The 12,649-nt window shown below is 34.3% G+C and carries 10 protein-coding genes and 2 pseudogenes; 3 read left to right on the top strand and 9 right to left on the bottom strand.

The window, feature by feature from the left end:
• Positions 1–102: 102 nt before the first annotated feature.
• From ACQH21_RS07395 to icd, 6 genes and pseudogenes are all read right to left on the bottom strand, one after another.
• Positions 103–1,257, bottom strand: coding sequence for a UDP-glucose dehydrogenase family protein (locus tag ACQH21_RS07395; RefSeq protein ID WP_425384167.1), 1,155 nt, complete (start codon positions 1,255–1,257; stop codon positions 103–105).
• Positions 1,258–1,296: 39 nt separating this feature from the next.
• Positions 1,297–2,196: a DMT family transporter gene (locus ACQH21_RS07390; RefSeq protein WP_425384166.1), complete on the bottom strand. Its 900-nt coding sequence runs from the start codon at positions 2,194–2,196 to the stop codon at positions 1,297–1,299.
• Positions 2,197–2,500: 304 nt separating this feature from the next.
• Complete coding sequence (locus ACQH21_RS07385) at positions 2,501–2,698, bottom strand: hypothetical protein (RefSeq protein ID WP_063630617.1); 198 nt, start codon at positions 2,696–2,698, stop codon at positions 2,501–2,503.
• 349 nt (positions 2,699–3,047) lie between these two features.
• A pseudogene (nth, locus tag ACQH21_RS07380) lies at positions 3,048–3,694 on the bottom strand (endonuclease III).
• Between the two features lie 21 nt (positions 3,695–3,715).
• Positions 3,716–5,017 (bottom strand): molecular chaperone DnaJ, encoded by a 1,302-nt coding sequence (locus tag ACQH21_RS07375; protein WP_010402333.1) that lies wholly within the window; start codon positions 5,015–5,017, stop codon positions 3,716–3,718.
• 66 nt (positions 5,018–5,083) lie between these two features.
• Positions 5,084–6,511, bottom strand: coding sequence for an isocitrate dehydrogenase (icd, locus tag ACQH21_RS07370; protein WP_425384165.1), 1,428 nt, complete (start codon positions 6,509–6,511; stop codon positions 5,084–5,086).
• Between the two features lie 137 nt (positions 6,512–6,648).
• On the opposite strand from icd, the gene ACQH21_RS07365 reads away from it, so the two are divergent.
• A complete protein-coding gene (locus tag ACQH21_RS07365) occupies positions 6,649–7,140 on the top strand; it encodes an RDD family protein (RefSeq protein WP_425384164.1) in 492 nt (163 codons plus the stop codon).
• A 74-nt stretch (positions 7,141–7,214) separates the two neighbouring features.
• Here ACQH21_RS07365 and ACQH21_RS07360 read toward each other — a convergent pair.
• From ACQH21_RS07360 to serS, 3 genes and pseudogenes are all read right to left on the bottom strand, one after another.
• A pseudogene (locus ACQH21_RS07360) lies at positions 7,215–7,280 on the bottom strand (WPE palindromic element domain-containing protein); the annotation flags it as partial.
• Positions 7,281–7,463: 183 nt separating this feature from the next.
• Complete coding sequence (gene purD / locus ACQH21_RS07355) at positions 7,464–8,735, bottom strand: phosphoribosylamine--glycine ligase (RefSeq protein ID WP_425384163.1); 1,272 nt, start codon at positions 8,733–8,735, stop codon at positions 7,464–7,466.
• A 31-nt stretch (positions 8,736–8,766) separates the two neighbouring features.
• A complete protein-coding gene (gene serS / locus ACQH21_RS07350) occupies positions 8,767–10,047 on the bottom strand; it encodes a serine--tRNA ligase (RefSeq protein ID WP_425384552.1) in 1,281 nt (426 codons plus the stop codon).
• Positions 10,048–10,174: 127 nt separating this feature from the next.
• Here serS and ACQH21_RS07345 point away from each other — a divergent pair, with 127 nt between their 5' ends.
• Both ACQH21_RS07345 and dusB read left to right on the top strand, forming a co-directional pair.
• Positions 10,175–11,662, top strand: a complete 1,488-nt coding sequence (locus ACQH21_RS07345) for a hypothetical protein (RefSeq protein WP_425384162.1) — start codon at positions 10,175–10,177, stop codon at positions 11,660–11,662.
• Positions 11,663–11,674: 12 nt separating this feature from the next.
• Positions 11,675–12,625 (top strand): tRNA dihydrouridine synthase DusB, encoded by a 951-nt coding sequence (gene dusB / locus ACQH21_RS07340; RefSeq protein ID WP_425384161.1) that lies wholly within the window; start codon positions 11,675–11,677, stop codon positions 12,623–12,625.
• The last annotated feature ends 24 nt before the right edge of the window (positions 12,626–12,649 follow it).

Below are 12,649 nucleotides of genomic sequence, written 5' to 3'. Positions count from 1 at the left end.
TCTTAGTAACAGCTCACTATCTAATAAATTACGGAAATCAAAAACATTAGGTGCAGCCATAATACTCTTTAAACTTGCAAAATCTTGATTTTTAAATTCTTTTCACTCCGTTAACAATAACAAGGCTTCCGCGTCCCTTGCAGCCCCTATAGCATTGTCTGCGTACTCTATATCCTTTAGAACTTGCCTAGCATTATCCATCCCCATTGGATCATATGCAGTAACTTTAGCCTTGTTATTCACTAACAATTGTGCAATATCTATAGCTGGGCTATTTCTTACATCATCAGTACCAGACTTAAAAGTTAGCCCCCATATCGCTATTTTTTTATTTTGGACTCCATTTAATACATATTCTACCTTTTTAGCAATGTTTGTTATATGATTATAGTTAGATTCCTTAACTGAATTTAAAATTTGTAGCTTAACATTGTGGTCTTCAGCAAGCCTTATTAAAGCTGACAAATCTTTAGGAAAACATGATCCTCCAAATCCTGGACCAGCTTTGAGAAATTCCTTACCTATTCTATGGTCCATTCCCATACTGTTAGCTAAAAGGTCAATGTCTGCTCCTAATAGCTCACATAAACCTGCCATCTCATTGATAAAAGCAACCTTTGTTGCTAGAAAGGCATTAGAAGCATATTTAATCATTTCAGCAGTAACTGTATCAGTGACTATTAACGGAATATTCTTATCTATAAATGATCTATATATAACTTCTAGTTTTGCCCTAGCTAGCTTAGTTTTTACTCCTATTATTATCCTATCTGGGTATAAAAAATCTGATACTGCAGAGCCTTGCTTGAGAAACTCTGGATTAACTCCTAAATCAAAGTTATAGCCCTTATTAGATAAATAATTATGTATATTTTCTGCAGTACCAGGAGGAACAGTTGACTTTATCACTATTAAGCAATCTTGATTAACTCTCTCAGAAACTTCACTTACTGCATTATATACATTCTTTAAATTTGCATTTCCTAGGGAGTCTGATGGAGTATCTACAGTTACAAATACTACTTCTGCATTGGGATTTATTTGAGAATACGAATCAAAAAATCTTATCCTTTGTGACTTTATATTATTCTCTAAATAATCTGCTAATCCAGGTTCATATAAGGGAATTTTCCCTGATTTCAAAAGTTCAATCTTCTCAGTATTTATGTCAATGCAATCAACTTTATGGCCCTGCTCCGATAACATTGTACCAGATACTAATCCTATATACCCTACTCCTATAATAGTTATGTGCATTTTACTATCACCTTAAAAATGTAGCTTAAATAAATACCATTAACAATTATAAACTTTTGTTGTTACATTATTTTGCTTAATTGCCTTACCTTCCGAATAAATTATAAATAAGGTTGATGGTATTAATATCAAAGTACCATATAAAGCACTTTTATCAGGTAATTCATTAAATATAACGTATGTTACTATTGCAGAAATTATTAGCTCTATGTACCTATAAGGTGCAAGTGCAGTAGCATCAGTAAGAGTAAAAGCTTTTAACATAAAGAGCAAAATTAGATTTGAATTAATTCCCAGAATCAGCAGTAATATTAATTCCAACAAGGAAGGCATATGCCAATAAAATAACAAAGGTGGAGTAGAAAAAATAGTTGTCGTTAGAGCTGAATAAAATAACATACTTATTACTGACTCTTTTATCACAAGTTTCTTATTAAGTATGTCTAATATAGCAAAGATTAACGCAGATACAATAAAAATAAGAATTTTAGGATTAAAGTCTTCACTATGAGCTTTGGTGGTAATAGCAATACCAACAAAACCAATAATAGTTACTATCCATCTTTGCCAAATTATATTTTCGTTTAGTAAAGGGATTGCAAGAAGTATAACAAATAATGGTATAGAAAAACTTATAATCGTTGCAGTTACTATGGGGAAAACAGTCAACCCGTAAGTCCATAAGGTCATTCCACAAAACAACAACCCACCCCTGGTTATTTGAGTAGATATTTGACTTGTTTTAAAAGTTTCTATTCCATAGTAAAACATAAAAGGTACAAGGGTAATAGTGGTAAACAGAAAGCGGAAAAAAATTATTTCAAAACTCTGAAGATGTAAACTTAGATATTTTGATATAGTATCATTAGCTACACTACTAAGTAAGCTAAGTATAAACCAGATAACCCCAAACAAATAAGCTCTCAATCTGTAATCCATAAAGCTTCTGATTTAATAGATACGATGTACTCATATAATTTTACTACAAAACTAATAATATAAAAGTTTTCTGATGTACGTCCCCAGAATGTGATCGTAAGGGTTCATTATAAATAATTCGGGAAATTTCGTCTCTTTAGACATATTAAGAGCTATGTAACGAACGTTTATATTTGTGAGTAATAGTAAGGCTCAAGGTAAGGAAAATGCTAGTGAGGTAAAGTAGAATAACGTTGATTTGATAATTTAAGCTCATTCCCTCTTGCTACATCTCTCTTTAAATATCTCCTCTTTTGCAGCAGGTCTATAGAATTATACAGAGTATTTTATCTTCCAATACAGGCAATCTTGACGTTCTTCCATGGCATTTCTTCTGTTCTTGAACTTTTTCCCACTCTGGGCGCACTTTTTCTACAATCTTTTCGAATTCTTCTATTTTCAAACCTGTTACATCTCGAAAATTTCTCGGATGTTCTTTTAGATTATGGTAGTTTAAGCTCATCTTCCCTCTCTATTCTCTTGCTATACCTCCCTATTTTATAACCATTCCCACTCTTTTGCAGCAGGTTTAAAGAAATACTAAAGGCAAAAGATACGCTTGCGTAGTTCGAAAGCTTTCTATAGGATAAGTCTCACCTGATTTACAAATAGAATTGTTATGTTAGATGTTTGCTATTTATTCTTAAGCTCATTTTAACAGCATTTTGCTTTTTTTAGTATGTAGGGGTTTTCTAGGAATTATCCTATTGAATTCTATGATATTATTTTTTGTAACATTGTTATACATATCATGATAAGGAAAATGGAAAAATGTGTAAAGTAATCTTTTTCACCTCTGTGAGCTACTTGAATTAAAAAAGAAGAGATACTAACCTCTTGCATTCAAACTCACATAAATCATGAATTATGCATGTTTCACACGAAGGTTTTTGCGCTTTGCAAACATATCTACCATGCAAAACTAGCCAATGATGAGCATAAAGTAGGTATTTTTTGGCACTACATTCAAAAGAGACTGCTCTGTTTTAAGTACATCTTTTTCTTTCACAAGCCCAACTCTATTGCTCACTCTAAAAACGTGAGTATCAACTGCCAATGTTGGAATACCAAGCCCTGAATTTAAGAACACATTAGCGCTCTTTCTCCCAACCCCTGGTAAAGATACCAAATCATCGAAATTAGTAGGCACTTTGCTATTGTACCTCTCAATCAATATTTTACTGAGCCCGATTATATTTTTTGCTTTGGAATTATATAAACCAATACTGCTTATGCATTTTCTCAGCTCACTTTGCCCAAGATTCAACATTTTTTCTGGCGTATCAGCGATACTAAATAGCTCCTTTGTAATTTTATTAACACTTATATCGGTCGTCCGCGCTGACAGAACTATTGCAACTAATAACGTAAAATGATTGGTATAATTTAGCTCTATTTTTGGCGCAGGATTTGACTGTTGAAATTTTTCAAATATTAATTCTACTTTTTTTGAGTCCATGCATAGAGCTAAAAGCTTATACTATACTGTTTGCTGTGCAAATTCAATTGCTCGAGGATGAGGTAGTCCTTCAGTATTAACATCAGACATATCAGTTTTTACCTCATCAAAATTCCTTTCAGCAAACTCGCTTGCCACTTCTGCAAAACATTTTCTAACAAGAGGCATGATAATTGGCATTAACAGTTTTCGTGGATCATACCGTCCTAACAGATCAGTCTCCTTTTGCACTCTATCTCTTGGATCCTCTTCTAGTAAATCTTTTGTGTGCTTGTCAGCATATATTTCACAGCCTTTTGAGAAAATAGGAGCTAATGCTTCAATTAATACTGCCAATAACAATAGTGGACCAAGTACAGCTCCACCAACAGTTAATCCATTAGCAATGAAATTTATTGTAACTAAATAAACAGAAAAAGCAGCTAAAGGATAGTTGATAAGAAGTTTACTGCTTAGCTCGATATAGCTCATCTTACTTATGAATTCATCAGTAGAAATTTCTGAATTGGCATACTTTTTCATATAATGACCTACTAATAAACGAGAGGCGTTATTAATAATGATATTAAGTGCTATGATCCACCATGAAAAATAGCAACCTATAGTAATTGTAGTTAATATAGCTAAAGGCAGAAAACTTATTTTTGGTACTAACATTAGAGCATTTTTGCGCTCTATAAATTTCAATGCTAATGTCTTTTTATCTTCTTCAATTAGGCTTCTCTTTTCTTTTAGAGGAGTAATATAATTGAATAATTGTATGCTTGGCTTTGCTATATATTGATATAACTCTTGCATTAACTTTGCACTTTGTACACTCTTCTGAAAATTATCTAAATTTGGATTTAGCAAAATCCTCTCTATTTGAGCCTGAAGTTCATTATAGCTTTTTAGGTCTTCTCCAAACGAACAATCATTTCTTTTTAGTATAGCAATCAACCCATCAAAATCTTTACCTACAGCTTCTTCCTCACTGATTTTTAGCTCGTTAAACAACTTTCTCCTATAGTGAAACTCTCTTGCCGTTAAACGTCCATTACTTTCAGCACCAACACTGACTTTAACACAAGGATTTCCTGACTCCAAAGGTTCAATGTACTTTTTTAGCTCTTGATAAGCTTTATAAATCTGATCAAATCTATTTTTGTCTCCACCTTTGTCAGGATGGTTTACAAGAATTAACTTCTTATGCTGCTTCTTCAAAATTGCGCTAAGCTCTTCATAATTCTTGTCTACAACTTGCTTAGCTTCTATTTCTAATATGTCGAACAGATTAGCATTATCACGAAACTCCTGATTAGTTAACTTAAAATGTTGACTCATTACTATTCCTCACATAAATATATCATATTTAGTGTTTTACGCAAACACAAAAACATTAAACAATAATCAGGAGAAAAAACCCTCTTTTCCATCATATAAATACAATTTATCCATTCTCACCACGTCAAAGCTATTTTCTTCAAGTTTGATTAGCAAGTTATTCACATCAATATTTGTAATAGCTTGCTTTTCATTATTTGCGATAAACCTGCAGGTTATTTGGTCACTTGAAGATTTTGAGCCTCCTGGCCAAATTGCAAGTCCTTTTGAGTATATTGCTATCATTTTCAGATTACTCGATTCAAATAATCTTACTATTTGATCAAAATTGTTGGATTTGTCCCAAGCAAGCGCTATATCACTACCCACTAGCTTTTTAACTTTGTAATCTTGTTCGTAATGGTCTTGTACTTTATTTATTTTACTATCCAAATCACTGCTAATTATAAGCTCAGGTAATGTTGCAGGTTCCTTTCCTAGATTATCTATAACAGCTTGTGCAAATTCTTTTGTCCCAACCTTCTGCTTGCTCTTTTTCTCCTTATATAAATCAGCAGTGTGTATTCCATCTTCTAAGGTTTTTAACCATGCATTGTAAATTAGCTTTGCAGTACTCACTTGACCGATATAGACCAACATATGCACTGCAGCATTTAAAAGACCAGAAGGATTAGCTATGTTTTTTCCTGCAATATCAGGAGCAGAGCCGTGAACCGCTTCAAACATTGCATATTCATTACCTATATTGCTACTTCCTGCAAGCCCTACAGAACCTGAGGTTTGTGCCACTATATCTGATAATATGTCGCCATATAGATTTTCAGTTACTATAACATCGAAATTCTCGGGTTCTGTGGCAACACGTGCCATTCCAATATCAACTATATAATGTTCCGCCTTTATATCCGGATATTCTTTTGCAATACGATCAAACGCTGCATGAAAAGCGCCGTCAGTCATTTTCATTATGTTGTCTTTAGTCAGGCAAGTTACTTTCTTTCTGTTATGTTTTTTCGCATATTCAAAAGCGTACCTGCATATTTTTTCTGAGCCAGATCTAGTAATAATTTTAGTGCATTGGTACGAGTCACCAGTGAGCCTATGCTCTATTCCGGTGTAAACATCTTCTTCATTTTCGCGTATTACTACGATATCAAACTTACCGAATTTATTTTCTATAACAGGATGATATGAAATGCATGATCTGATATTTGCATATAACCCTAGGTTCTTTCTGAGCGCCACATTTAGGCTTTTGTGCCCTTTGCCTTGAGGAGTTGTCGTCGGAGATTTTAGTAATATCTTTGTCCTTTCAATAGATTCCCAACCACTTGGAGAAATGCCGTGAGACCATTCTTTACTATAAACACACTCTCCTATTTCAATAATATCTACTGAAATCTTTGCTTTCGCTTCACGCAATATCGACAGCACCGCTTCCATAATTTCTGGTCCGATACCATCACCATACGCAACTGTGACTGATGTTGACATAACTTCCTTAACTGTAAATGATTTAATGTTAATTCAAATAATATAGTGGCACAAGCAGCTAGTACTGTACAAGTTGACATATTTACAGTTATTTAATAACATGTTCTTATGTCAGTTAGTAATGCGGGTGGGGTTGTATGGATACTAAAATAAGCTATGCAAGAGTTACGAGACGCATTTTTGCATTTGCGTTTGATCATATTTTATTAACGGCGATAAAGTATTTTATTGGATTTAACGTTGGATGTACCTTAGGTTCTTTAACACCCAATGCGGTTAAAATAATTTCAGACAACGCAACAATTCTTAATGTAACAGCGCTAATATTGGCATTAGCATTTTATGCATTTACGATAATAGAATTCGGCGGAACTCCGGGACAATTATTGCTTCGTATGCATATAAAAGACAAAAATACACTTGAAAAAATCACTATAACACAAACAATAATCAGAACAGGAACTTTTGGAGTGTTATATTTTATAATTTTTTATACAATATTGAGTATTTCTAGTCTATTTATAATTTTACCAATTATTATCATATTGTTTGCAACATTTGATAAGTATAAACAGTTCCTTAATGACAAAATTGCAAAAACAGTAGTGATAGACTATAAACCTAGTTGATGTTTTTCTTTAGTTGTTATCACCAAGGGTGTTATTCCAGCGCGTGACCCACATCTGTACGAACATTGCAATTAGCAGGTAATTTGCATAATAGACGGTGTCATTCCAGTGCTTGACACTGGAATCCAGTTTTCCATATAATCTCATCGAAAACGTTGTAACCACTTTCTATGCTAGTGTGCTTTCATCAACCTGGATCCCAGTGTCAGCTACTTTCATGACAAGAAAAGAAGCACTGGTTTCACATGAATCTGAACAAATACGATGTTTTTCTTTAGTTTACTACTTGCAAAGTGACTTTTTTTGTTTCTGCATGAGCTAAATTAACTACCAATATCATACCTGAAGAACCCACCTGACCATTCTAGAAAATTTAACGCTGAGTACACTTTACTTTTAGCTTCTTCCACAGTATTTCCTTCTCCTACTATATTTAGCACCCTTCCGCCATCGGAAATCCAATTACCACTTTCATCCAACTTAGTACCAGCATGAAAAACTAGCACACCAGGAATGTTTTCAATTTTATCCAATCCTTTAATTACCTCTCCTTTTTGATAATCACCAGGATAGCCTTTACTTGCAACAACTACACAAACTGTAGTTTTGTGATTAAACTCCACCATTTTTGTATTTAACTTGCCTTCTGCAACTGACAACATCAACTTTAACAAATCACAATTTGGATCAAGTCTAGGTAAAATAGATTGTATTTCCGGATCCCCAAACCTAACATTATACTCAAGAAGCTTTGGACTATCTTTGCAAATCATTAAACCAGCAAAGAGTACGCCTTTATAGGATGTTCCCATGTTAGTCAGTGCTTGAATTGTAGGATATATTATTTTTTGGATAATTTTTTGCTCCATCTCCTTACTTATAATCGAAGGTGATGAGTATGACCCCATGCCTCCAGTATTTTGTCCCTCGTTATTTTCACCAACTCTCTTGTAATCTTTTGCACACCCAAGGGTTACTACCTTCAACCCATCAATAAGAGCAAAAAAACTTACTTCCTCTCCAATTAAAAACTCTTCTATGATTATTTCTTCACCTGACTCACCAAGATTTTTCTCCACTAGCATTGAATCTATTGCTGAAAAAGCTTCATTTTCTGTGTGGCATATTATGACGCCTTTCCCTGCTGCAATTCCATTTGCTTTAATTACAAGCGGAAATTTTATTTTATTACTACGGACAAAATTTTTAGCTAACCTTTCATCAATAAAACGCTCATACTTTGCAGTTGGTATACCATACTGTTTACATAGTTCCTTCGTAAAAGACTTTGATGCCTCAAGTTTTGCAGCTGCTTGACTTGGAGAAAAAACATTTATTCCCTCTGCAGCTAAATCATCAGCAAGTCCATTAATTATCGGTTGCTCTGGACCAATAATTACTAGCTCTATATTTTCTTTCTTGCAAAATTGTATAACATCCACTGAATCTTGAATATTTATATTCACAAGAACTCCAAAATTTTCCATGGCCGGGCGACCAGGAGTAACATATAACTTAGTCAAGGTAGGAGACTTCTTTAAAGCCCAAAGTAAAGCATGCTCACGCCCACCAGAACCTATAACCAAAACCTTCATCTTTATTTCCTCGCTTTTCTATATGTCAAAATTATTGTTTGCTTATAACAGTATCATTACTCATGTATCTTTGCAACACGTTTGGTATTGTAACTGACCCATCGGAATTTTGATAGTTCTCCATTATGGCAACAATTGTTCTTCCTATGGCTAAAGCTGAGCCGTTTAAAGTGTGAACGTATTTTTTTGTTTTTCTGTCAATTTCTAAGAAGTATTTAGTGTTCATTCTTCTTGCCTGGAACGTACCGCAATTTGAGCAGCTTGATATTTCTCTGTACTTATTTTGCTCAGGTAACCATACCTCTATATCATAAGTCTTTTGTGCAGCAAAGCCCATATCACCACTACAAAGCAGCATTATTCTATACGGTAGTTCTAATTTTTTTAATATTTCCTCAGCAGCATTTGTCATGCGTTCAAGCTCATCATTTGACTGGTCTTCAGTTGTGATGCTTACCAACTCCACTTTACCAAATTGGTGTTGCCTTATCATACCTCTTGTATCTCGTCCTGCGCTACCAGCTTCTTTACGAAAACATTCTGAATATGCAGTAAAACGAATAGGCAGTTCTTTTTCTTCTATTATTTTGTCAGCAACTAAATTTGTTAAAACTACTTCACTTGTGGGAATTAATCTTAATTTATCGGTAGTTAAATATGAATCATCAAAAAATTTTGGTAGTTGACCAACATTATACATCGCCCTATCCTTTACTAAAACTGGATGATGCACTTCAGTATAACCAAATTCATTAACATGTGTTTCCAGCATAAAATTTATTAATGCTCGTCCAAGCTTAGCTAACTGTCCTTTTAGTATTGTAAACCTTGATCCAGAAATTTTTGCTGCTTGTTCAAAATCCATCAAGCCTAACCTTTCTCCGAGTTCATAATGAAATTTTGGCATAAAACTAAATTGCCTTTTTTCTCCATATTTTCTGATTTCTACGTTGGAGCTCTCATCTTCACCTATTGGCACGTTTTGTGCAGGGATATTTGGTAAGTTAGATAAGATCTTCATTAAGTTATCTTTCTCCGTTTGCTCGTTTAAGCTGATTGCTTTTATCTCATTTGTTATGTTTCTTGACACTTCTACATCATTTTCACAGGGGCTCTTGCTCATTTTAAGCTTCTTTATTTCCTCTGTGATTTCATTGCGCTGCCTATTTAAATCTTGCAATGTAGTAGTCAGTAATCTTCTTTCATCATCAACATCTAATATTTCTTTTGCAGTAAATTCTTTCACCCCTCTGCTTTTTATTGCTTTTTCAAATCCTTTAGGGTTTTTGCGTATATGTTCTATATCATGCATATGTTGTGCTATTACTAACATCATTACTCTACTTCAAAAGCTTTGAATGCTCAATATTTTTACATATAAATGCTAATATTGATTTTACCTTCATAATTTGCTAGAATTGATAAACTTGAAATATAATATGTTAGCCATCATAGAAAGATACAATAAATCTAAAGAGAGTACTCACTTCACTAAACTTAAGGCTAGTGGAAGATTTGCTGTCTACGCTTTTTGTATATATTTGGCGACTACATTTACCATTGGCTGTTTGGGATTGATAATGGGATCTTTCCTCTTAACCTTACCACTTGCTATGCTCATCTCCAACCCTATAGCTTGGATCTTAATGGGAATAGTGCTTGCAGCGACATACAAGATGGTTATTGAACCTTTATTTTACTTGGTAAAAGGTTATGTTGATGAAAAAGGAACTGTAAAGGAAGAAAAGAGTCCAAAAGAGCAAAAATTCACAAGAAGTAAATCACTGGATAGTGGACTAGATACTATATCAAGACAAACAAATGATTCGGATAAGAGGGTACGTAGAAATTCCTATTCTCCATCTACAGATAGTGGTATTGTACCAGGAAGTGAACCTGCCTCAAGTAACAATAGTCGTAGAAATTCTAATGCTTCAGGAGATAGTGGTTTGGGTGGCAAAGAGTTTCATGAAGATTTACAAACTCTTATGCATCAGACAAATAGAGAAAATTACTATTACTGGCTACAAGAACATGATATTTCTCATATTGCAAGAGCTGTATATAACTATTCAGAAAATTCAAGTGGCAATGTAGCTTTTTGTATTCCTGGTGATGTGAGTACTTTAAACTCAAAACTGAAAGAGTATAAAATAGAACAAGGGAACACAAAAAAAATCTTTGCCTCGATTATTAATTTAGGAGGAAATCACTGGGTAACACTGATAGTCACATGTAATGGTAACAGACAATTTAGAGCTTATTATTGTGACTCATTTGGTAATAAATTACCAAATGAGGTTGAAGGAAAGGTAAAAGACGATATAAGTCTTGCTAATGAGATTGCTGAGAAGTGTCTAGTACCCTTAAATAATGAGGTGGGAAGTTTAATACGGAAAAGAGAAAATAATCCAGATAATGCTAGCCTTAAAGAGAAAAAAGATGATGTTGAAAAAACATTAGGTCATGCAAGAGAATATAGAAATAAGTTAGTTAGTAAGCCAATTGATACTAGTTATATAGTGGGCATATTGCAGGAAACCTTAGAGATAGGAAATGATAGCATAAAGAGTTCTGCGGTTGATCAGCAAAAAGATGGCTGTAATTGTGGAGTATTTGCTTTAGAAAATGCTCATAGGATTACGGAAATGCTCAACGAGGATAAATCATTTGATGAAATTGACAGAGAGTTATCAAAGTACAAGCCTAGGCCAGGACAATTGCACGAGAAGAGAAGAGAGTTCGCAAAAGCACTTATGGAGGATGAAGAGTGGAAAGAATCCATTGCTGAAGGTGGAATTTTACATGATACTATACAGCAGCTCATTTCTGAAGATAGTAAGAAAGAGGAGGCACAATCTACCATAAGTTCGATTATTCAAAATGTTACTACAACGTGTGCAAGACGTTTGGGCTTAAGTAATTAATCTATAAAATCTATGTCCCTACAAATAGGAAGTTTGACGATTGATTCTCCAGTTATTTTAGCGCCAATGTCTGGAGTGACTGACTATCCATTTAGGAGTATTGTAAAGAAACTTGGTGCAAGTTTGCTAGTCTCAGAAATGATTGCAAGCAGAGCTATGATCATGCAAACTCGCCAGAGCATGCAAAAAGCAAAAGTCGATGAACTAACCGCTGTACAACTTGCTGGTTGTGAGCCTGATGTTATGGCGGAAGCTGCAAAGTTAAATGAGGGCATGGGTGCAAAAATCATAGATATAAATTTTGGTTGTCCAGTTAAAAAAGTTGTAAACGGTTACGCAGGGTCAGCACTTATGCGTGATGAAAAAAAGGCTGCTGAGATAATAGAAGCTGTAGTCAAGGCAGTGAGTGTGCCAGTTACAGTAAAAATGCTTACTGGATGGAATGACGAAAATCGTAATGCTCCGCGCTTGGCAAAAATTGCAGAAGATTTGGGAGCAAAGATGATTACTGTACATGGAAGGACAAGGGCACAGCTTTATAATGGTCAAGCAGATTGGAAATTCGTTAGAAATGTTAAAGAGCAGGTAAAAATTCCAGTTATAGTAAATGGAGATATTAAGAGTTTGAATGATGTTCAAAGTGCACTTAAAGAATCTGGGGCAGATGGAGTAATGATAGGTCGTGGTGCTTACGGCAAACCTTGGCTGATTAATCAAGCAATAAACTTTTTGAGTGGAAATAAAGTTTGTGAGCCAACAGCCTCAGAGAGATTAAGCATAATACTCAAGCATTATGACAGTATTCTTGAGTACTATGGAAGCGATACAGGAATAAAGATGGCCCGCAAACATATAGGATGGTACAGTAGCGGGCTTCAAAACTCATCTGAATTTCGTGTAAGAGTAAATAACATAATAGACAGCACAGAGGTGAAAGAAAATATAATTGATTTTTTTAGTTAAAAACAGATTAAACATACTACCTCA

Source organism: Wolbachia endosymbiont (group B) of Eupithecia inturbata (assembly GCF_964030915.1).
Lineage (GTDB): Bacteria > Pseudomonadota > Alphaproteobacteria > Rickettsiales > Anaplasmataceae > Wolbachia.
Note: the sequence above shows the minus strand (reverse complement) of the source record. Positions and strands in the feature narration are given on the sequence as shown.